The following is a 21,539-nucleotide window of genomic DNA, read 5'->3' as shown; positions in this document are numbered from 1 at the left end:
CCGAGTCTAACCCAGAAGCGCCACACTCTTCACCTGCGCGTAAACGTCCATGCCCGGCACCAGATTCAGTTCCCGTACGGAACGGCGGCTCACCCGGGCGAGAAGGACTGTTTCCCCCACGCTCAGCCGGAGCATGGCATGGCCACCTGCCTGCTCGGCAACCGCCTCAAGTCGTGCCGGCATCACGTTCAGGATGCTGCTGGCCTGGGGCGGCACAAGCGCCACGCTCACATCCCGTGCCCGGATCTGAAGCCTTACCGGCTGACCGGATTCCAGCGGCCCCAGCACCGCCTGCATGGGACCTGCGACGGAATCCACCTGCACGACTCCGTCCGCGGCGTCGTAATATGCCACAACGCCTTCAATGACAGTCTCCGCACCCGGCTGGCCGGCAATCGGAAGGTCCAGGCAAGTCAGCACCTCGTTCAGGCCCCCTTCCGCCTGAACGCGCCCGGCCTCCATCAGCACGAGATGATCCGCCAGCCGCGCCACCTCCTCCCGGGAATGACTGACGTACAGCATGGGAATGGCCAGCTCGCGATGCAGGCGCTCCAGATACGGAAGGATCTCAAGCCGGCGCTCGTCGTCCAGGCCGGACAGAGGTTCGTCTAACAGCAAAACGGCAGGCTCAACCGCCAGAGCCCGGGCTATGGCAACACGCTGCTGCTCACCACCGGAAAGTTGATACGGGCGACGTTCCAGCAAGTGAGCGATACCCAGCAGCTCAACCGCCTGCTCCAGCCGATGCTGACCCGCGAGGCGTGCACGCCGGCGAAGGCCGTAGCGCAGATTGCCGGCCACGCTCAGGTGCGGAAACAGGCTGGGCTCCTGGAATACATAGCCAACCGGACGCCGATGCGGGGGGCGAAACGTGGTGGCGTCCTGCCAGGTATGGCCATCCACACGCAGATGCCCGGACACACCCGGCTCTAACCCGGCGATGGCGCGTAACAACGTGGTCTTGCCACAGCCTGAGGGACCGAAAACCGCGCTCACGCCGCTCCCAGGCAACGCCAGGGTCAGATCCAGGCTGAAATCGCCGCGGTCGAGGCGGAACGCCAATTCCATAGTCACAGCCGCACCACCAGAAAACGCCGATTGAGCGCATAGACCGCCATCAGCATCAGCAACGACATCAGCAGCAAGCCGCCCGAAAGCCAGTGTGCGTTGGCGTAATCCAGTGCTTCCACATGGTCATACACGGCGATGGACACCACCTGGGTACTGCCGGGAATATTGCCGCCGATCATCAGCACCACGCCGAATTCCCCCAGTGTGTGGGCAAAACCGAGGACACCCGCCGTCAGAAAACCGGGCGCGGCCAGAGGCACCGCCACGGTGAAAAATCGGTCCAGCGGTGAGGCACGCAGTGTGGCAGCCACCTCCATGGGCCTATGCCCGACTGCAGAGAACGCGTTCTGCAACGGCTGAACCACAAACGGCAGCGAATAAACCACCGAGCCGACCACCAGACCCGCAAAGGTGAATGCCAGCGGCTGGCCGCCCAGCGATTGCATGAGGCTACCGATGGGGCCGTCGGGCCCGAGCGCAATCAGCAGGTAGAAGCCCAGTACTGTGGGCGGCAGAACCAGTGGCAGCGCTACCATTGCCTCAACCACGAACCGGAAACGCCAACGGGTGCGCGCCAGCCACCAGGCAAGTGGGGTGCCCAGAACCAGCAGAATCAGGGTGCTGACGCTCGCAAGCTTCAGCGTGAGCCAGAGCGCAGTCAGGTCAGCCTCGGTCAGGATCATGGCACCTCATACCCGAATTCCCGAAAAACAGCGCGGCCGTTTTCACCCCCCACAAACGCCAGAAACGCCCTGGCGGCCTGATTCGCCTCGATCAGAATCGCCTGCTGCTCAATCGGTTCATGGAGTGACTCCGGTACGCGCCATTGCGAGCCCTTGTTCGAAGCGTCCATCGCTTTCAGCTGGGAGGTGGCGACAAAACCGAGCCGGGCGTTGCCCGTCTGGACGAACTGAAACGTCTGGGCAATGTTTTCACCCATCACGCGACGCCCTTGCGTAGATGCCCAGAGACCGCGCGTTTCAAGCACCTGCCGCGCAGCCTGTCCATAGGGCGCAAGTCTGGGGTTGGCAAGCGCCAGGTAGCGGTAATCGCCAGTCTGGAGAACCTGCCCCTGCGCATCCACGTACCCAGACTCTGGACTCCAGAGAGCAAGCGTACCCCGCGCGTACGTGAATCGGCTGCCCGCAACAGCAATGCCCTTTTCTTCCAGCTGCCGGGGTCTTTCCACATCCGCCGCCAGAAAGGCCTGGAAAGGGGCGCCATTGCGGATCTGCGCGTAGTGCTTGCCGGTTGAGCCTGATGCCAGGACGACGGTGTGCTCGGTAGCTGCCTCGAAACGCTGCGCCAGGACTTTGGCCGCCTTCGCAACGTTACTGGCCACAGCAACCCGGATCTCGTCCGCTCCAAGCGGGACTGACCCGCCGACAAGCAACACGATACTCAACCACATCAGCACTCGATCAGGACGAGGCAATGCTACTTCTCCTAGTAATGCGGACTGCTGAGTTAAGTCTACCAGACGCGACTCTCACGCACCGTGTCAGAAATGGTACGCTGTCGCCCATTCCGGAGGCGATTACTTCTCAACCAACAAGGCTTTTTATGCGCGTCATTATCCGCTATTTCTTCCGTACACTCCGCCTGATCCTTACCCCGGCCGTACTGATCAGTGAGAAGCTGACTACCCCCAAGGCGGTCTCCCGTAGCGCCGAAGAGCAGGCGCGCGTCGAACGCGCCGCCAGCAACCTGGCACTTTACCAGTTCAACGCCTGCCCCTTCTGTATCAAAGTGCGCAAGGAAATGTCACGCCTGGGGCTGCCTGTTGAAACCCGGGATGCCCAGAACGACCCGGACCACAGGGCCGCCCTTGAAGCCGGCGGTGGCTGGGTCAAGGTGCCCTGCCTGTTGATTGAGCACGACAATGGCGAACAGCAGTGGCTTTACGAATCCGATGATATCAATGCCTGGCTGCGGGAACAGTTCGAACCTGCATCAAGCTGATGGCCCTGGTGGCGCATCAGCCGACGACGGCCACCCCGATCCACGCTGGATGCAGCCAGATTGTGAAGACCACATAGATCGTCAGGCCCAGCACGATCACGATCGCATCGTTGAAGCGCGATGCCGGCAGGCGGGGGATGGGCCGTGGCGTACGGCGTTTGAGCGATATGCGGTCAACCACGGCCCACGCCAGGAAGCCGCCGAACAGAAGCACATCCGCCAGCGTGCCGTTGGCCAGAAGGTGACCGAGCGCCCAGGCTTTCACCGCCACCAGCATGGGATGCTTCAGCGTGCTGCTGATCTTGCCGGGAAAATAGGTTGCGATGAACATGGGAAACGCGACCAGCATCAGCAGCATGGTGATGTGGGACGTCCAGGCCGGCGTTGTGTAAAGCACCACCGGGTCCATGCGCGCGGTGCCATAGCCTTTGACGATGAGCACAAGGCCGATGATCGCTATGACCGAGTAAATGCCCTTGAAGGGCCATTCTCCGAGACTTCGCGCCATGGCGTCGCGTTGAGCCGGAGCCACTATCGACAGTGAGTGAATGCCCAGAAAGAGTACCAGGCCGAGCAGAAGTAGCGCCATGAATCCATTCCTTGTTGCTGTTCAATTGGTTGGCAGTAAACACCCTACCCTCAAACACAGCATCCGCAACCCCCTGATGCACGGTTGCGCCTGTGGATGCTACCGCCGCGCGATGATATAGACCGCGTGGATGACCCCCGGAAGGTAACCGAAAAGGGTCAGCACGATATTGATCCAGAACTGAAGCCCGAGCCCGACCTGGAAGAACACGCCCAGTGGTGGCAGCAGTATGGAAAGAATGAGACGTACAATGTCCATGCGTAATCACTCCTGTAAACAATCACTGAAGCGGGACCCCGTCCCACTCTTCTATGCCATGGCGGCCTGCTGCCCATCCAACACTTTGCGATACGCTTCCATCAAACGTCGATGCCCCTCCGTCGGCGCTTCCGGCGCCAACCGCTCAAGTCCTGGAAACCGTTCCTCTCCCCGGGCCCAGCGTCGCGCCTGACTGACCAGCTCATTACCATGATAGAAGTGAAGAGCCCGCTCATAGGGCGTGGCATCATCCGTGCACAGATCCAGCTCCAGAACCTGATACAGCGCCTCAAAGGCGGCCCGCTCCTGGTCGCTGAGATCGCCCGAGGCGAGGATCGAAGGCAGGGCTTCCAGCGCTTCCTCGCGCTCGCCCAGTGCCAGCAGCAGCCAGACCCGGAACTCGCCCATGCGCAGCCGCCCCCAGGGGCCAGTCTTGCCGACAATGCCGGCCCACTCGAAGACCCGGATCTGATCGTTGACGTGCTGATCATCAATCACCTCAAGGATCCGGCGCCAGCCGTCCTCACCTGCCGCCTCCAGATCAAAGAGCAGTGGCCGTATGGGGAGACAGGCGTTGTTGTTCTGCAGCAACAGCTCGTCCGGCAGGTAGATATCCGAGAATCCGGGCACCAGAATGCGGCAGGCATAGGCGCCCAGCTGGGTATGCTCAGAGATGTAGACCTCATACCCCTCATCCGCCAACTGCTGCAGCATCTGAGCGTGCGCCGTCGCATTTTCACGGGCCCAGGGGCTATTGGCATCCCAGTCATAGAAGGCCACGTCCGGTTCGTCTCCCACCATGGCCCAGGACACGTAACCGCTGGAGTCGATGAAATGAAGCTCGAGATTATGGGGCTCGTTCACCAGTTCCATATCCGCGGTGGGCGCGGGGAAGCCGCCCAGCTCGTCCACTGCCCGGCCCTGAAGAAGCTCGGTCAGGGAGCGCTCCAGCGCCACCTGGAAAGTCGGATGGGCCCCGAATGACGCATAGACCCCGCCGTCCGGGTGTTTCAGGAGCACACACATCACCGGGTACTTGCCACCCAGCGAGCCGTCCAGTGCGCGGATACCAAAGCCCTCGTTGCGCAGCGCCTCCATGCCTTCACGAATGTGAGGGTAGCGATCAATCACCTCTGAAGGCACCTCAGGCAGTGTTATCGCCTCACTGATGATGCGCTCTTTAATGCCACGCTCAAACAGCTCAGACAGCCCCTGCACGATGGCTTCATCCCGGTTGTTGCCGGCACTCATGCCGTTGGAGACAAACAGGTTGGCAATCATGTTCACCGGCACATAAATTGTTTCGCCATCGCTCTGACGTGTGTAGGGCAGCGCACAAAGGCCCCACCCGGTGCCGCCACCGTTCATATCCTGGATCTGCGCCGGGGTAATGGCCTGTGGATGGATGTAGCGTTCCAGCCAGGTCTCATCCAGGAGGCCTTGTGGCCACTGCTGCGATTCCTCAGCAGGGAACCAACGCTCTTCCGCCTGATGGACAAACCCATATTCCGGCCCTGCCGCATCCAGCATGAAATCCGCCCAGAGATAGCGGGTCGACAGACGCTCGATCAACTCGCCATAAGCGCTTGCAAGTGCCGCCTCACGGTTAGCGCCCTTGCCGTTGGCGAATACCTGCGGGCAGTCACGGTCCCGGATATGTACGGACCAGATGTAGGGTGCCGGGTTCAACCAGCGTGCCTGTTCGATGTTGAAGCCGAGACTGGCGACGGCATCGCCGATACGCTGGATGGAATCCTCCAGTGCTCGGTCCTTGCCGGGGATATAGGTTTTGCTCATGGAAGGGGCTCAGATGGTCGTTTCGGGAAAACACCGATTATCGCACGCGCCACTGCCCTAGAACCACCGGCCGCCGGCAGGGTAATGGCGCTCAACACGAACTCCGGCGTCTTCCATTACGCCCAGAAACTCTTCCAGGTCCGCCGGATTGAGACAATCAGCCAGGGGGACGCGAGTGTCGTGATACGCCAGCATCAACCTGGGGACGGCGAACCCGTGGCGCGGCATTTCCATGATGATGCGAGCCCAGTGCCGGGGTAGGGTCCATTCCGACTCTTTGCGGTTGACCCCCTTCTCCAGCCGCACCGTGTCCGCGGTAAGCACCACCACCTCCTGGCGGTGACACTGGCGCGAGGTGTAATAGAGCCCATAGGCGACCACGGCCAACTCCACCCCTGCGAATGGCAGGACCATCCAGGCTCCTGCCAGGGACCAGCCGATGGCCACCATCAGCGTTACCAGAGCAATCAGCCCGAAAAAGATCACGTTGCCCTGCCAGCTCAGGGAACGATTGGGCGTCAGGCGCAGAGCCCTGCCTTCATCGTAATCCAGATACTCCACCATAATGTCACCGAATTACTCAGTACTGCTCACCAATCTAACGACAGAAGCTGTTCGGGGCTACCACTCCACAGAAGTCCAGATCACCGGCTGCAATCCGGGATCACCATTGGTTCGTACACTATTCTCATCCATGATAAGGCTGAATTAATGATAACGGAGTCCCGGATGCGCTTGCATTCCACACTGGTGCTGCTCCTAGCTGCCACCCTGCTAACCGCCTGTGGAGGCAGTTCCCAGGCGCCTGTCTCGATGGAGTCCGTAGCGGAGGAAGGAGTCCTCAAGGTAGCCACCCGGAATGGCGCTACCACCTATTATCTGAACCGCCACAAACAGCCGATGGGGCCAGAGTACGACCTTGTCAACGAATTCGCTGAAGCTCAGGGCTGGGATGTGGAGTGGACCATGCACAACTCTACAGCCGACGTCATCGAAGCGCTTGAGAAAGGCACTACCCACCTGGCGGCGGCAGGGCTCACCCATCGCGCCTCGCGCAACGAACGCTTTACCCGGGGCCCGGCCCACAGCGAGGTAACGGAACAGCTCGTATGTCACCGCGAAGGCCGCCCCCTACCCCGCCTGCCGGAAGATATGACGGGCATGGATATCCGAGTGACTGACAGCTCCAGCTATGTGGAAACGCTCAACGAACTGGCGGTGGAGCACGAGGGCATCACCTTCAGCAACAGCAAGCTAACCACGGAAGTTCTGTTGTCGCAGGTTGCCGAACAACAGTTCGACTGCACCGTTGCGGATGCGAACATCGTTCAGGTTACCCGCCGGCACTGGCCCCACCTGGAGGTTGCCATGAACCTGACCCAGGGGCAGAACCTCGGGTGGTATCTCCCCACGGGTGCCGATGAACTGGCAGGGATTGCGCGCGAGTGGATGAACAGTCGCGCTGGCGACGAAGCCATTACGGCCATGGAAAACAAGTACTATTCCTACATCGGGGAATTCGATTTTGTTGATCTGCGAGCTCTGAACCGGCGCATTGATGAGCGCCTCCCGGAGTTCCGCAAGCACTTTGTGAGAGCGGAAAAGAAAACCGGCATGCCGGCCGACCTGCTTGCCGCCCTCGCCTACCAGGAATCGCACTGGGATCCCAGCGCTGTGTCCCCCACTGGGGTGCGCGGCATCATGATGCTGACACGGCGCACGGCCGGATCACTGGGAGTTAAGAACCGGCTTGACCCGGAACAGGCCATCGACGGCGGCGCCCGCTACCTCGCGGACCGCCATGCCCGCCTGCCGGAAACGATTCCCGAGCCGGACAGGACCTTCCTGGCCCTCGCCAGTTACAACATCGGCCGCGGGCACCTGCTGGATGCGCGTCAGCTGGCAAGAAACCTGAACAAGAACCCCGATTCCTGGGAACACATGCGCCAGGTGCTGCCGCTCAAGGCTGATAAACGCTATTACCCCAGTACCCGCTATGGCTATGCCAGAGGCTATGAGCCCGTCCACTATGTTCAACGGATCCGTAATTATCGGGACGTCATCAGTAAGGAATTTGAATGACACCGATAGTCAGCGATGTAATGGTTACACCCCTGGCAGGCTGATAGCCTTTCCGGGACACTGACAGGTGCCAGAAACCAACGTGGTAAACCATGCCTGAACGCCTGATGGCACTGCTATTGGCTGGCCTTCTGGCCGGTTGCGCATCACAACCGGCGCAGGAGCCCGAGCCTCCCGTTAGGATCCCCGAAAGCTTCTCTGCCTCCGGGGACACTTCCCCCCCTGATCAATGGTGGCGGGACTTAAACGACGCCCAACTGAACCAGCTGGTTCAGGACGGCCTCGACGCCAATCTGGATGTGCGCACCGCCTGGCAGCGCCTGCACGAAGCCCGGGCAGCAGTGGCGCAGCAGTCTGCGGATTTCTACCCGGATCTGGACGCCACTGCTGATGGCGAAGTCAGCAACAGTGACACCAGTGACACGACGCAAAGCCTGCGCCTGGGCCTGAGTTCCGACTATGAGGTGGATCTCTGGGGCCGGATCAGCTCCCAGGCGGAAGCAGAGCAGTTCCGCGCCCGTGCAACCAGGGCGGACTATCAGACGACCGCACTCACCCTCAGCGCGGAAGTCGCCCGCACCTGGTATCAGCTGCGCGCCCAGCGGGCCCAGCTGGCTCTGGCGGAGTCCCAGATCGAGACCAATCGCAGCGTTATGAAGCTGTTGGAGGCCCAGTTCGGCAGTGGCCAGGCTAGCAGCGCGGATGTGCTGCGACAGCGCCAACTGCTCGAATCCACCGAGGAACAGCGGCTGAGCACGGAATCGCAACTCCGGGTTCTGGAGAATCAGCTGGCTGTTCTACTGGGCCGGGCGCCCCGCAATACGGAACTGCCATCAGGGCGCGGCCTGCCTTCCCAGCTGCCGCCTCTCCCGGACACCGGAGTTCCGGCTGATCTGGTTCAGCGCCGCCCGGACGTACGCCAGGCTTTCAATCAACTGCAGGCTGCCGACGCCGACCTGGCCGCCGCCATCAGCAACCAGTTTCCGCGCCTGACCCTCTCCGCCTCCGCGTCAACCCGCGAAAACAGCGTTGAGGATCTGTTCGACAACTGGGCCACCACACTGGCAGCCAACCTGGTGGCGCCGTTGATCGATGCCGGCCAACGCGATGCCCAGGTCAGCCAGGCCCGTGCGGTACGTCGTCAGCGCCTCTACGACTACGGCCAAACCGTTCTTACGGCATTCCAGGAGGTGGAGGATGCGCTGGTCCAGGAGCGCAACCAGCGCCAGGCCATTGAGCGCATCAAGCGCCAGCTGGCGCTTGCTGATGCCACCTACGAACAACTCCGGCAGCAGTATTTCAACGGTCAGGTGGGCTACATCGATGTACTGAACGCCCTAACCGACCGTCAGGACCTGGAGCGCAGCCTTATCAGCGCCCGACGCCAGCTTCTGGAATACCGGATCGCCCTGTATCGGGCATTGGCCGGCGGTTTTGATCCCCGCAAAAACTCTGCGAGCGAGACAGAATGAACGATCCCATCGACGACAGCGCAGCACGCCCTGAAACCGGCCACGCCGGCCGGCTCAAGACGGCGTTCATCTCCCTGCTGATACTGGCACTGGGGGCTGCCCTGATATGGCTGGTATTCAGCACCGAACCCACCGCCACACGCGGCCCGGATAGCGCCCGGGAAACAGCGATGCTGGTGGACGTTATGACGGCTGAAAAGAACGACTACCGCCCAACGATCAATGCCATGGGCCAGGTGCGCGCCACCCGCGAGCTGACACTCAAGCCCCGTGTTGGGGGCCAGATCATAGAGCGCGCACCAGCATTTACGCCAGGGGGCATGGTGGAGAAGGGCGAAACGCTGGTGCGGATTGACCCGGCCGACTACGAGGCCACCCTCCAGCAGCGACGCAGTGACCTGCGTCAAGCCCGCGCGGACCTTGACCTGGAGCAGGGTCGCCAGAACGTAGCTGAGCAGGAATTCGAGCTTCTGAACGAGGAACTTGCAAACACCAATAAAGCTCTCGTACTGCGCCAGCCGCAGCTGGACCAGGCGCGCGCCGAAGTTGAATCCGCCGAGGCTGCGCTTCGCCAGGCCCAACTCGATCTGGACCGCACAAGTGTTACCGCGCCCTTTGACGCCCGGGTACTCAGTCGCGACATCAGCGTGGGCACCCAGGTCAGCGCCGGCGAGGCAATGGGGCGGCTGGTGGGCGTGAACGAATACTGGGTGGAAGCCACAGTGCCCCAGAGCCAGCTCCCGTGGCTGCGCTTCGCGAGCCGCGGCGGCGACGCTGGGGCACCAGCCACCATACGCAACGAAGCTGCCTGGCCGGAGGGCCGGCATCGCAAGGGGCGCCTGCAGCGCTTGGTGGGAGAGCTGAACGAGAGCACAAGGCTGGCCCGGGTGCTCATCACGGTTAAAGACCCCCTGGCGCTGAACGCTGATGCTGGTGAGCAACCGCCGTTGCTGATCGGCGCCTTTCTCAACACAGCGATCGAGGGGCGAAAAATCCAGAATGTAGTCCGTATCGATCGTGACTATATCCGACGCGACGATACCGTCTGGGTTATGGAAAACGGTCAGCTATCCATACGTGATGTCACAATCGACTTCCGCGACGCCAACTACGCCTACATCAGCGATGGCGTCAAGGACGGTGAAACGGTGGTCACCAGTAACCTGGCCAGTGTGGTCGATGGCGCCGATCTGCGCACTGAAGAGGGCAACGAATGAGCGCCAGCAACGACCAGAGCCGCAATAACCAAGGCTGGACCGGCCCCATTGCCTGGATGGCACGCAACTCCATTGCCGCCAACCTTCTGATGGTACTCCTGTTGGCCGGTGGCGCCTGGATGGCCTTCGAAGTCCAGAAAGAAGTTTTCCCACAGTTTGAACCGGACGTTGTCCAGGTCTCGGTCACCTACCCCGGGGCAGCTCCCGAGGAAGTGGAGCAAGGCATTCTGCTGCCCGTCGAAGAGGCGGTGCAGGGACTTGAAGACATCAAGGAGATGTCCTCCACGGCTCGCGAGGGCTCCGGCACCATCACGCTGGAGCTGATCAACGGGGCCGAGCGCATGAAAGCCCTTCAGGATATTGAACAGGAAGTCGACCGCATCCGCACCTTCCCAGATGAGGCCGAAGAGCCCCGTGTTCGCCTGCAGGGCCGTGCCCATGACGTCATGGAGTTGGTACTGTATGGCGATGTGGATATCTGGACTCTGCGCCAGCTGGGCGAACAGGTTCGTGACCGCCTGCTCGCAGAAGATGGCATCACACAGGCCACCATCAGCGATGTGCCGGACTACCTGACGGCAGTGCAAGTCCCCCGGGACCGGCTCCGCGAATACGACCTCACGCTACAGCAGATCGCGCAGCGGATCGAGGCGTCCGCCAAGGATATCCCCGCCGGCTCGATGGCGACCGACAGCGGTGACATCCTCCTGCGCATGGAAGAGCGCCGCCTTTGGGCGGACGCCTATAAAAATATTGTAGTCACCAGCGGTGATTCCGGAGGCACCGTAACCCTGGGGGACATTGCTCAGGTTCGCGACGGTTTTGACGACGCGGGCTTTCACTCGCAGTTCAACGGCACGCCCTCTGTTGAAATCGAAATCTTTCGAACAGGCACCCAATCGCCACTGACGGTCGCCGCTGCTGGCAAGGAGGTCATGAGCGAACTCGACGCAAGTCTGCCGGATCGCGTTAATCTGCGGATTGACAACAACCGGGCGCAGCACTTCGAGGATCGCATGACCATGCTCCTCGAGAACGGCGTGCTGGCCATGGTCATCGTGCTGGTCATCCTCAGCCTGTTCCTGGAGTATCGCCTCGCGTTCTGGATCATGATGGGCATGACCATCTCGTTCGTCGGCGGCATGCTGTTCCTGCCGGTCATCGGCGTGAGTATCAACATGGTCTCGATGTTCGGCTTCCTGGTGGTTCTGGGTATCGTGGTGGATGACGCCATCGTGGTGGGCGAGAACATCTACGAGTACCGGGAACAGGGCATGGACTTCATGAGTGCCGCCATTCAGGGCACTCGGGACATCGCCGGACCGGTCACATTCAGTATTCTCACCAATATCGTCGCCTTCCTGCCACTGCTGTTCATTCCCGGCGTCATGGGCAGCTTCTGGTTCCCCATGGGCGCTGTGGTGATCGTGGTACTCGCCATTTCGCTTTTCGAGGCGTTGTTCATTCTGCCTGCGCACCTCGGGCACAGTGGCGGCGGGACGGTCACGGTTTACGGCCACTGGCTGCACGCTATCCAGCGCGTGTTCTCACGGGGCTTCGAGGCCGTGATCAACCGGTTCTATCGACCTCTACTCAACCTCAGCCTGCGTTTCCGTTACGCGACACTGAGCCTCGCCGTCGTGGTGATGGCAGTGGTGGGCTCCTACGCCATCAGCAATCACATGGGTATGATCATGATGCCAGAGGTGCCCGCCGACGAAATTGGCGCCACCGTAAGCCTCCCGGTTGGCACCACCACCCATAGAGCGGGCGAGCTCGCCATGCAGATCACACAGGCTACCCAGCGCTTGTTTGACGAGCATGAGCTCGATGAACAGGCCGAGGGCATCAAAACCAATGTCTGGGGAGAACGCACCATTGATGTCGAACTCGTCTTGCATCCCGAACATGAACGCGACATGACGGTGCAAGCGATCGTAGACCTGTGGCGCAACGAGATCGGCGATTTCCGCGGCATTGATGAAATCAGTTTTGAGGCCGAGCAGGGCCCCGGCTCCTGGCGTGACGACATCGCCGTGGATCTCAGCCACTCCGACATCGACACGTTAGCGCGCGCCAGCAAGGCGTTCGTCACGCGCATGAAAGAGTTCAGCGCAACCCGTGATGTGTCCGATAACTATCAGTCCGGCAAGCCTCAGCTGAACCTAACGCTCAACGCTCAGGGTCGCGCATTGGGGCTCAGCCCCGCAGAGGTCGGGGATCAGGTACGGGATGCCTTTTTCGGCGCGGTGGCACTGCGCCAGCTCCGGGGCACCAATGAGAACGAGATCCGCGTGCGTCTGCCAGAGCATCAGCGCGAGGATCTGCGTCATCTGCAGGAATTCGTCGTTCAGATCCCGGAAGGCGGCGAAGTTTCGCTGATGGATGTGGCGGACACAACCATGAGCGAGGCTTTCCGCTCCATCGATCGGCGTGATGGCCGGCGCGTGATCACTGTGGGAATGGACGTTGAGCCCAAAAGCGACATCTCCCGGGTACTGACCGCTATCCGCTCCGACGTTCTGCCCCAGCTGCAAGCGGACTTCCCGGGCATTACCTGGACCTTTGAAGGCAGCCAGGCGGACCTGCGTGAATCCACAGGCACCCTCTACGGCGCCTTCCTGCTGGCCATGGGCGTGATCTATGCCTTGCTTGCGGTCGCCTTCCGCAGCTACGTCCAGCCCCTCATCGTGATGCTGGCCATTCCCTTCGGCGCCGTCGGGGCGATTATTGGCCATGTGATTCTGGGTCTGGATATCTCGCTGGTCAGCATAATGGGCATCGTGGCGCTTTCCGGCGTGGTGGTGAACGATTCGCTGATCATGGTGGACTACGCCAACCGCCGGCGCGCTGACCGCAGCGCCTTCGAGGCCATCTATGAGGCGGGTTTGCGCCGTTTCCGCCCGATCCTGCTCACCACCATGACCACCTTCGGCGGCCTCACGCCCATCATCCTGGAAACCTCCCTGCAGGCCACCTACCTGATTCCCATGGCGGTCTCCCTGGGCTTTGGCATTGTCTTCGCCACCGCCCTGATCCTGTTCCTGGTACCCTGCTTCTATCTGGTGCTGGAGGATCTGATGAGCGCTATCCGCCGAACCACCGGGAGAGCATGATCCCCGTCAGGCCTTGAGCTCCATGTGCAGGTTGACCGTTCGGAGCAACCGCTCCCGGTCAATCCAGCCGACGACGCGCTCGGCCTCCATGACCGGAATCTGGTTCAGATTGTTCTCGGTCATTGTGGCCAGTACCTCCGTGGCCTCGCTCTCGGGCGTAACGCGCACCACTTTCTCAATGGGCGTCATCAGGTCTGCTACCTGAAAGTCAGGCCAGCGCTCCCGATCAACCGCGGTTGTGTCGCTCAGGCTGACCAGCCCCAGTGTCCGATCGCCGTCACAGACCATATAGGCGCGCTGACTTTCCGGCAGCACCCGGTTATGGACCCAGTCATCGACGGTCATGGACGGCGCCACATGGGGAATCGGGTGATCGGCCAGATCGCGCGCGCGGATACCGCTGAGCTGATGCTGCAGATTGAAGGTTCTGTCATGGCCTTCAGCCAGGTTGAGCAGGAACCAGGCCAGCAGCATGATCCAGATTCCGCCAACCATGTTGCCTTCCACCAACAGCCGCCAGAGCCCCAGCGCAAACAGGCCATAGGCAACCACGCGGCCACCCGCAACGGCCGCCCGGTTACCCTTGGCGGCATCCCCTGTGGCCTTCCACACCAGCGCCCGGAACACCCGACCACCGTCCAGCGGGAAACCGGGAATCAGGTTGAATACCGCCACCATCAGATTGATCACCGACAGCCAACCCAACCCAACGGTCAGGGGCTCGTAAACCGCCAGCCCCGAAAGCAGCGCAAATCCGATCGCCAGCCCAAAACTGACCGCCGGTCCGGCAATGGCGATCCAGAACTCGTCCACCGCGCTCTCACTGTCCTTATCCAGCTGGGCGACCCCGCCGAAGATGAACAGGGTGATCGCATTCACCGGTACACCACGCCGGATCGCGACGAGGCTGTGGCCCAGCTCGTGCGCCACGATGGAGGCGAAGAAGGCCACTGACGTCAACAGCGCCGTCAGAAACGCCTGGTTGAACGACCAGGCGGCATACTCATTCCGCAGTCCGGTGGTCATCGTGATCATCAATAAAGCAAAAATGATCAGCCAACTCGCATGAATCTCGATCCGGATACCCTGGATGTGTCCCAGGGCCATGACGGATCGGAACATCCCCCGTCGCTCGTGCTGTGAATGATCCATACGCCCTCTCTTCATCAGTAATCGTTGTGCTTCAGTCAGGTGGGGCGCTCAGCCACTGAACATCAAGCCAACGCCCAGTAAGTAAAGCACCATGATCGCCAGGCTCTCCGCGCCGATTCGGCCCAGACCATAGCGTTCCCTCCGGATCAATCCCATGATCAGGATAGCGGCCATCAGCAGGGTCAGAGTGACCCAGCGTTGCGTATCCGCAGTCATGGTGTGATAGATGGACCCGTGCCGATAGGCCATGTCTGAGGCGGCCATGAACAGCGTGTCAAAGGCGTTGCCGCCAATGATACCACCCACGGCCAGGGTCAATGCGCCACGCCTCACTGCGGCCACCGAGGTGACCAGCTCCGGAATGGAGGTACTCACCGCGGTCAACAGGACGCCCACAATGGTCTGACTCAGCCCCGCTTCAACACTGATGGTCGTAGCTGCCGGTTCCAATACCAGGCCAGCGACTCCGAGCATTGCCATCAGCAGCAGGAACTCCACCCAGAGGCGGGCCAGCGGCGGCAGCTGCTCCATGGCCTCGGGGTTGTCCTCCCGCGTATCCCGTGTGATGGAGGGGCGCCACATGGGCGATTCCCAGGCACCCTGGATCAGGCGGGTGCCATAGAGATAAAAGCCGATCAGTATCGGGGTGATGGGATGGATCTGCCAGAACGTAACATCTGGCAGAGTCGGCGCCAGAAGAATCAACGCCAAAAGCCCGATCAGCAGCCCATTCTGCATCATGTTCGGGGCAGAAGCCGCCGCGTGCTCCAGGTTCGCACGGCGGTAGACCATGTCCGCGATGGCCAGGAAAAAGGTCTGTACCGCAATACCGCCAAGGGCGTTGCTCACAGCCAGTTCGGGATGCCCGCGGTACGCAGCCGTCACCGAGAGCACCGAGCCGGCCAACGAGGTCGCCGCGCCGAGCAGAACCGCGCCGGCCGTGGCCTCACCCAGCCCGGTCCGGTCGGCAAGCTGATCCACAACCCGGGTAATACGCGTGCCCGCACTGGCAATCACAAGCGCGCAGAGACTGAACACCAGAAGGCTCTGGAGAAGGCTCCAGCTTTCAGGGTTGAGGAACGGCACCGGCCTCCTCCAATTGCATTACCTACGCCGATTCATACCGATTGCGGCCATTATCCTTGGCTGCATAAAGGGCAAGATCCACACGCCTTACCACCATACTGGCCCTTTCCTCGCCATCAAAAACAGCAACACCCAGGCTAGTGGTTATGGGAAGGGAGCCAGCGGTGGTTTGGAATGCCACATCCGCAACGGTACGGCGTAGTTTCTCAGCAACCGACCCGGCTTCGCGTTGGTGGGAATCACGCAGCAGCACCATGAACTCCTCACCGCCCCAGCGCCCCAGTTCATCCTCAGTACGCAGCGTTGCCTGAAGCCGTTGGGCCAGCTCTCTGAGCACCTCGTCGCCAACATCATGGCCATGGGTATCGTTAACCTGCTTGAAATGATCCAGGTCTGCCATGATCAGGGCGTAGGATGCGCCGTGTCTCAGGCAACGGGAATGCTCAGTCTCCAGTAGAGAATCGAACGCACGCCGATTTCTCAGGCCGGTCAGAACGTCGGTGCTGGCGCTCTGCGCCAGTGTCTGTCGGGCAATAAAAGCTTCCAGACGGATCCGATATAAGACCTCCGAAATCACAACCCCCATTACCGTCATGATCAGCGGATGGATGAGCAGCCGAAAAATCTCAAGCAGCGTGACAGGCGCCCGCACAACAACAAATGCCAGCGCCACCAGCGGAAGACCATAGACCAGAAGCAGATCCCGCGCCCCGGCCGTTGCCAGCACAGCGGCCAAAGCAACGATAACCACGAGCCCTTTGGTCATGAAAGCTTCATGCCCGTTGGGCTCAACCATATGCTCTGCAACCATGCCCGTCATCATGACCATGGCCGACAGCGCGTAAAGCATCAGCATCAGCCGCGGCCAAGCGCCATCCGGGATACGCCAGCGCAATATCAGAATGCCCACGGCCGTCACCATTGGCAGGATCCGCCACTCCAGATGATCCCACCTGTACTCCGCCAGCCCCAGTCCAGCCCACAGGTCCGCCGCCTGAAAGAAGGGAAGGATAATCAGCCCCATGACGGCGCAGACAACGGCAAAGCGCCGCGCCAGAAGCCGCTGGTACTCGTGGAAATCTTCCTGCCACTCAGGAAGTATGGAAAGATACCTGAAACGCACTCAACAATCCCACATCCAATCAGAATCAAACTGATATTAATCATCGTGCTTTCAACACCGTATACCTACACTGCAGTGCTCGCTACAAGTCAGGTTTAACGATGATCGCCGTCAGAATCACCCTTGCCACTTTCGTGTTCGCCCTCACAGCCCTGTGGTTGGCCGCCGGAACAGGTACGCCCACCGCAGGCCAAACCCTTCAACCCATGATAACTCAGTACACAGGCACCATGGCTCTCGCCCTTATGAGTCTAGCCATGGTTCTGGCTACACGCCCGAAATGGCTCGAGCGCCCCCTGAACGGGCTCGACCGGATGTACCGCCTGCACCGATGGCTCGGCATCACGGGCCTGGGGTTCCTGCTCGTTCACTGGTGGGTGTCCTCAGGCGAGCAGCTGCGACGCCGCAGGGCATGGGCGGAAGAGCCGGCAGAAGGGTTACACAGCTGGCTCCAAAAACAGGAAGGCATTGCCGAAGCCGTTGGTGAATGGAGCTTCTATGCCATTGTGACACTGTTAATCCTGGCGCTTGTGCGCTGGTTCCCTTACCACCTGTTCCAGAAGAGTCACAGACTTCTGGCTGTAGCCTATGTGTTCATCGTCTACCACAGCCTGGTGCTGATGCGCTTCGACTACTGGAGCCAACCCATTGGGTGGGTGACGGCTGCCCTGATGCTCGCGGGTCTGATCGCCACGATCATTGTGCTCACCGGCCGTATCGGCCATAGCCGCAAGGTGAAAGGCACTGTTGAATCCCTCGCTTTCTATTCCCGCCTTCAGGTTCTTGAGGGCACGGTGAATCTGGAAGACGGGTGGCCCGGTCACAACCCTGGCCAGTTTGCTTTCATCAAGGATGAGAAGCGGGAGGGCGCTCACCCCTACACCATCGCCTCCGACTGGGTACCGGAAGAGCACCGCCTGACGTTCTTTGTGAAAGAACTCGGTGACCACACCCGCGAAATGCCGGCAGTGCTGAAAGAAGGCATGCCGGTCACCGTTGAGGGCCCCTACGGCTGCTTCGATTTTGAGGACAGCCACAGCCGCCAGATCTGGGTTGCCGGCGGCATCGGCATTACTCCCTTTGTAGCCCGGATGAAATACCTGGCCCATATCCCAGGCGAACACAGACGGATTGACCTCTTCTTATGCACCGAGGAATACGACCAGGAAGCAGCCGACAAACTCATGGCGGATGCCAACGCCGCCGCTGTCCAGCTGCATCTCTACCACACCCCGAAGGATGGCCTGCTCACAGGGGACAGAATCCGGGCTACAGTGCTCCGGTGGCGGGAGGCAAGCATCTGGTTCTGCGGCCCTCCGGGATTCGGCCAAAGCCTTAAGCGCGACCTTGTCGCTCATGGGCTAAGAAAACGGGACTTCCATCAGGAACTGTTCAAAATGCGCTGACCCCGGACGCGGTTTAACGCTCTTTTTTCAGGTAAGGCAATTAGAGCATGCGCCGCATGGCCTGGGTCACGGCAGAAGGCGGTACTCGCGTCAGGCTGGCGGCGAGACTAAGGCTGCGAGGCATCAAACCTGCCCAGCCCATGAACACGCGCTGGCTGGGCGCCCAGCGGCTTGCGCGATAGAGGAGGCCAGTCCGCCAGATTTGGCTGCCAATATCGTGACGGATCTGGCGGTGATAACGGCCGGCGCCTGACCCATCGAGATAATGGGTCGCAGCCGATACGCCGCTGTGGAGCGCAATACCCATCCCATCACCGGAAAACGAGGAAATCACGCCAACCTGATCGCCTAACCGATAGATGTTATCCGCACTATCGGCAGGCGGGTCATAGACAAAGCCATAAGGCACGCGGTAAATAGTCAGCGGCTGTGATAACAGGGGCGTCGCATTGGACAGGCGTCGCTGCAGGTGTGGACAGATGCGCAACAGTTCTTCCAGTAAGCCTTCCCAGGTACCGCCACAGGCTTTCAACCAGCCACCGTCAGCCAATAGACAAAGGTTGACCCGGCCATCCTCCACGCGCTGCAGCCCTGCATAGCCATGATCAAATAAGACCAGCTCGACATGGTTGGCGAGAGCTTCACGCTGCGAGCTTTCAACGTCGAAATGCATCTTGAAGCCGACCAGGTCTTCGGGAGGGGTATCGGGATTACGTCGCAATTCGCGCAGATCATGCTTGCCGGTGGCCAGAAATAACGTGTCGGCTCTGACAGTTCCGGCGTTCTGAACGTCGAGATCAATAGACCCACTGATCTCAGAAACACTGGCACGCTGGCCACGCCAGAGTTGCGCGCCACACTCGCAAGCATGATTCAGCAAAGCCTCATCCAGACGATAGCGCGAAAGACCCAGGCCATTAAACGGCAAGGCTGTTGCCACGATTTTGTTCTCACGGACGAGACGCAGGTGCGAGACAACGTGACCACCGAGTCCATCCAGATCCAGACCTAGTTGCCTAAGATAGCCTTGTGTCTCCGTACTCAGAAATTCGCCGCAGATTTTGTGCGTGGCAGAGGCTTCACGCTCCACCAGCAGCACCTCTCGACCTGCCTTCGCCAATACACAGGCCGCACCGGCTCCAGCCAGGCCACCACCCACCACTGCCACTTCGGCTGACGTGGGGACCTGTTTTGTCGACTCAGCGGTTTGCATAGCGGTTATTTCAGCCGTCCGACACACAGACGGAACGGCATATGCCAGCGAATATCCGCCGGGATGCCCGCTTGCGCCAAAAGAGCCTGCCAATCAGCACGACGAAAACTACGGGCAACGGAGACTGCCCCGTCATGACGCACGATAGGGTGCCAGCGTGCCAACCTTGCCAATAGTGAATAGCCATAGTAGGCCAGTGGATGACGCTGTAGGTCGGCAATAAACCATCCATGCCGTGCATACTGCTCCATCCATTGCAGGAAACGCACGACCTCAGTATCGCTGAGGTGGTGGGTTAGCTGCGAACTCACGATGAAATCGGGAGGCGGTGCAGGCGCAAACGTAAAGACATCCCCCGTGTAATAGGTAATATCCATATCTGATGGGGTGGCCTCGCGGGCGGCTATGGCGCTGTTCGGATTCAGGTCGAGGCCCTGTAAGGTGATATTGAGATTACGCTGAGCGCCAAAGCGATGAATCATCCGCAGTAAATCACCCTGGCCACAGGCGACGTCGAGAATCGTAATGGGTGTGTTCGCCGGTAAAGCGCGTATCGCTTGATCCAGCCAGCGCAATGTTGGCTGATGCGTCCGGGTGATACGATTGACCGATGCCAGATCAGCCAGGCATTGATTGTAGTCGGCGGTGCTGACGTCGTCATTATCCATCAACTCGGGCTCGATACTGCGTTCTTTGAGCCATTTCATGGTATTAGCCTGCCATCTTGAAGCGGAACGTTTCAGCTACCATGCCCGGGCCAAAGGCCATCGCCATACCCCGCGCCTCTTGGTGACGTTGGTCCAGCATGTCCTGCAACACAAACATGATTGTCGCCGACGACATATTGCCATAGTTGTGCATTATGCGACGTGAACTACTCAGGTCAGAGGAAGTAAGGTCCAGTCCAGTCTCAACAGCGTCAAGCACCGAACGCCCGCCGGGATGTACAGCCCATAAGTCAAAATCTTTGACCTGCTCTCCGCGCAATATCTGATTGGCTCCGGCTTGTTCCATGTCCTCGCGCAGGGTCTGCTTGATCCGTTGCGGAACCTCGCCCGAGAGGTGCATATCAAAGCCTTGATCGCCGATACGCCAGGTCATGAGATCGCTGCTGTTGGGAATAATCGTCGCAAGGAAATCAAGCAAGGCAATGCCTGTCGGCTGTGCCGTTACCAACGCGGCACTGGCACCGTCAGCAAACAGTGTCTGTGGTAACAAGGCGTTCAGGTCTGAGGTCTCTTGCAGATGCAGTGAACATAACTCCAGATTGACGACCAGAACACGGGCGGCTGGATCCGACTGTACCGCCTGGTAAGCCACTCGCAGGGCGGGCACGGCCGCAGAACAGCCCATAAAGCCAACCAGCGTGCGTTGTACGTCGGGGCGCAGACCCAACTCTGTCACCAGTTGCAGGTCCAGCCCCGGTGCTGTAAAGCCCGTACATGACGCAACCACCAGGTGAGTGATGTCATCCAATATCCCCTTTGGGATTTCACGTTCCAGGGCTGCCACGGCGCGTTTCGCCAGATGCGGAGCTTGCGCTTCGTAGAGCGCCATGCGGGCACTGGTGCTGGGAAAGTTGCCACGTGGATAGAAGCCACCCGCATCCACCTCGTGTTCATTGGCTCGTCCGTCTGCACGCATGAAGGAATAACGATGGCCAATGCCGGAATGGTCAGCCATGCGGTCGAATACCCGACGTGTACGCTGGTCGAGTAGCATGGAGCGCAACACTGCATTAATAGGCTGATGAACATCATGCTCAGGTATTGCTGTACCGATCCCGTTAATGTGGGCTGTTGCCATACCGTTCTCGCAGATTGATCGCAACCAACAGCTCAGCGTTACGCTGCTAATGTCCAGATAATATGAGAATATCCTAAAATCTAAAAGCCTTATGTGCGATTAGAGACACACGATGCGCATGCTCTGCAGGAGCAGATGCGCCAGTGAGGGCCTACGCTTGGTTCATCCCCGAAATAGGTTCCCGGCTGA

Annotated in this window: 19 protein-coding genes; 6 read left to right on the top strand and 13 right to left on the bottom strand. The window is 60.2% G+C overall.

All coding sequences use genetic code 11. The annotated features are described in order from the left end of the window. Positions 1 to 6 precede the first annotated feature (6 nt). Genes modC through modA form a run of 3 tightly spaced genes read right to left on the bottom strand, consistent with a single transcriptional unit; the run spans position 7 to position 2,506 of the window. A complete protein-coding gene (gene modC / locus AAF659_RS03165; RefSeq protein WP_349750745.1) occupies positions 7 to 1,068 on the bottom strand; it encodes a molybdenum ABC transporter ATP-binding protein in 1,062 nt (353 codons plus the stop codon). Between the two features lie 2 nt (positions 1,069 to 1,070). After that, a complete protein-coding gene (gene modB / locus AAF659_RS03160) occupies positions 1,071 to 1,754 on the bottom strand; it encodes a molybdate ABC transporter permease subunit (protein WP_349750242.1) in 684 nt (227 codons plus the stop codon). After that, a complete protein-coding gene (gene modA / locus AAF659_RS03155; RefSeq protein ID WP_349750241.1) occupies positions 1,751 to 2,506 on the bottom strand; it encodes a molybdate ABC transporter substrate-binding protein in 756 nt (251 codons plus the stop codon). Before modA ends, modB begins: the two co-directional genes overlap by 4 nt. Positions 2,507 to 2,634: 128 nt before the next feature. Here modA and AAF659_RS03150 point away from each other — a divergent pair, with 128 nt between their 5' ends. Further along, on the top strand, positions 2,635 to 3,033 hold the full coding sequence (locus AAF659_RS03150) for a glutaredoxin family protein (RefSeq protein ID WP_349750240.1): 399 nt from the start codon (positions 2,635 to 2,637) through the stop codon (positions 3,031 to 3,033). A gap of 16 nt (positions 3,034 to 3,049) precedes the next feature. Here the strand turns inward: AAF659_RS03150 and AAF659_RS03145 are convergent, their stop codons facing one another. From AAF659_RS03145 to AAF659_RS03130, 4 genes are all read right to left on the bottom strand, one after another. Then, positions 3,050 to 3,622: an NnrU family protein gene (locus tag AAF659_RS03145; protein ID WP_349750239.1), complete on the bottom strand. Its 573-nt coding sequence runs from the start codon at positions 3,620 to 3,622 to the stop codon at positions 3,050 to 3,052. 99 nt (positions 3,623 to 3,721) lie between these two features. Further along, a complete protein-coding gene (locus tag AAF659_RS03140; protein WP_349750238.1) occupies positions 3,722 to 3,880 on the bottom strand; it encodes a YqaE/Pmp3 family membrane protein in 159 nt (52 codons plus the stop codon). A gap of 51 nt (positions 3,881 to 3,931) precedes the next feature. Next, positions 3,932 to 5,677, bottom strand: a complete 1,746-nt coding sequence (gene ycaO / locus AAF659_RS03135; protein ID WP_349750237.1) for a 30S ribosomal protein S12 methylthiotransferase accessory factor YcaO — start codon at positions 5,675 to 5,677, stop codon at positions 3,932 to 3,934. Between the two features lie 57 nt (positions 5,678 to 5,734). Beyond that, positions 5,735 to 6,241, bottom strand: coding sequence for a DUF2244 domain-containing protein (locus tag AAF659_RS03130; RefSeq protein ID WP_349750236.1), 507 nt, complete (start codon positions 6,239 to 6,241; stop codon positions 5,735 to 5,737). A 165-nt stretch (positions 6,242 to 6,406) separates the two neighbouring features. Here AAF659_RS03130 and mltF point away from each other — a divergent pair, with 165 nt between their 5' ends. The 4 genes from mltF to AAF659_RS03110 all read left to right on the top strand — a co-directional run bounded on the left by mltF (position 6,407) and on the right by AAF659_RS03110 (position 13,564). Then, positions 6,407 to 7,759 (top strand): membrane-bound lytic murein transglycosylase MltF, encoded by a 1,353-nt coding sequence (gene mltF / locus AAF659_RS03125; protein WP_349750235.1) that lies wholly within the window; start codon positions 6,407 to 6,409, stop codon positions 7,757 to 7,759. Positions 7,760 to 7,851: 92 nt separating this feature from the next. Beyond that, positions 7,852 to 9,231 (top strand): efflux transporter outer membrane subunit, encoded by a 1,380-nt coding sequence (locus AAF659_RS03120; RefSeq protein ID WP_349750234.1) that lies wholly within the window; start codon positions 7,852 to 7,854, stop codon positions 9,229 to 9,231. Then, positions 9,228 to 10,448 carry an efflux RND transporter periplasmic adaptor subunit gene (locus AAF659_RS03115; protein WP_349750233.1) on the top strand — a complete coding sequence of 407 codons (1,221 nt, stop codon included), beginning with the start codon at positions 9,228 to 9,230 and terminating at the stop codon, positions 10,446 to 10,448. Before AAF659_RS03120 ends, AAF659_RS03115 begins: the two co-directional genes overlap by 4 nt. After that, positions 10,445 to 13,564, top strand: coding sequence for an efflux RND transporter permease subunit (locus AAF659_RS03110; RefSeq protein ID WP_349750232.1), 3,120 nt, complete (start codon positions 10,445 to 10,447; stop codon positions 13,562 to 13,564). Before AAF659_RS03115 ends, AAF659_RS03110 begins: the two co-directional genes overlap by 4 nt. A 6-nt stretch (positions 13,565 to 13,570) precedes the next feature. Here AAF659_RS03110 and AAF659_RS03105 read toward each other — a convergent pair whose 3' ends face one another. From AAF659_RS03105 to AAF659_RS03095, 3 genes are read right to left on the bottom strand one after another with little or no spacing between them, the layout of a single operon-like run. Beyond that, entirely contained in the window at positions 13,571 to 14,716 is a 1,146-nt protein-coding gene (locus AAF659_RS03105) for a site-2 protease family protein (RefSeq protein ID WP_349750231.1), read from the bottom strand. 48 nt (positions 14,717 to 14,764) lie between these two features. Then, entirely contained in the window at positions 14,765 to 15,802 is a 1,038-nt protein-coding gene (locus tag AAF659_RS03100; protein WP_349750230.1) for a sodium:calcium antiporter, read from the bottom strand. Positions 15,803 to 15,824: 22 nt separating this feature from the next. Further along, entirely contained in the window at positions 15,825 to 16,925 is a 1,101-nt protein-coding gene (locus AAF659_RS03095) for a GGDEF domain-containing protein (protein ID WP_349750229.1), read from the bottom strand. Positions 16,926 to 17,026: 101 nt separating this feature from the next. On the opposite strand from AAF659_RS03095, the gene AAF659_RS03090 reads away from it, so the two are divergent. Next, entirely contained in the window at positions 17,027 to 18,331 is a 1,305-nt protein-coding gene (locus tag AAF659_RS03090) for a ferredoxin reductase family protein (protein WP_349750228.1), read from the top strand. 40 nt (positions 18,332 to 18,371) lie between these two features. Here the strand turns inward: AAF659_RS03090 and AAF659_RS03085 are convergent, their stop codons facing one another. The 3 genes from AAF659_RS03085 to AAF659_RS03075 are packed head-to-tail and all read right to left on the bottom strand — an operon-like array spanning position 18,372 to position 21,374. After that, positions 18,372 to 19,544, bottom strand: a complete 1,173-nt coding sequence (locus AAF659_RS03085; RefSeq protein ID WP_349750227.1) for an NAD(P)/FAD-dependent oxidoreductase — start codon at positions 19,542 to 19,544, stop codon at positions 18,372 to 18,374. A 5-nt stretch (positions 19,545 to 19,549) separates the two neighbouring features. After that, positions 19,550 to 20,251, bottom strand: a complete 702-nt coding sequence (locus AAF659_RS03080; protein ID WP_349750226.1) for a methyltransferase domain-containing protein — start codon at positions 20,249 to 20,251, stop codon at positions 19,550 to 19,552. Positions 20,252 to 20,255: 4 nt separating this feature from the next. Beyond that, complete coding sequence (locus AAF659_RS03075; RefSeq protein ID WP_349750225.1) at positions 20,256 to 21,374, bottom strand: type III polyketide synthase; 1,119 nt, start codon at positions 21,372 to 21,374, stop codon at positions 20,256 to 20,258. Positions 21,375 to 21,539: the final 165 nt, after the last annotated feature.

Origin of the sequence: Salicola sp. Rm-C-2C1-2, assembly GCF_040196175.1 — a bacterium.
In the GTDB taxonomy this organism is placed as follows: domain Bacteria; phylum Pseudomonadota; class Gammaproteobacteria; order Pseudomonadales; family Oleiphilaceae; genus Halospina.
This window is presented reverse-complemented; position numbering and strand designations above follow the sequence as displayed.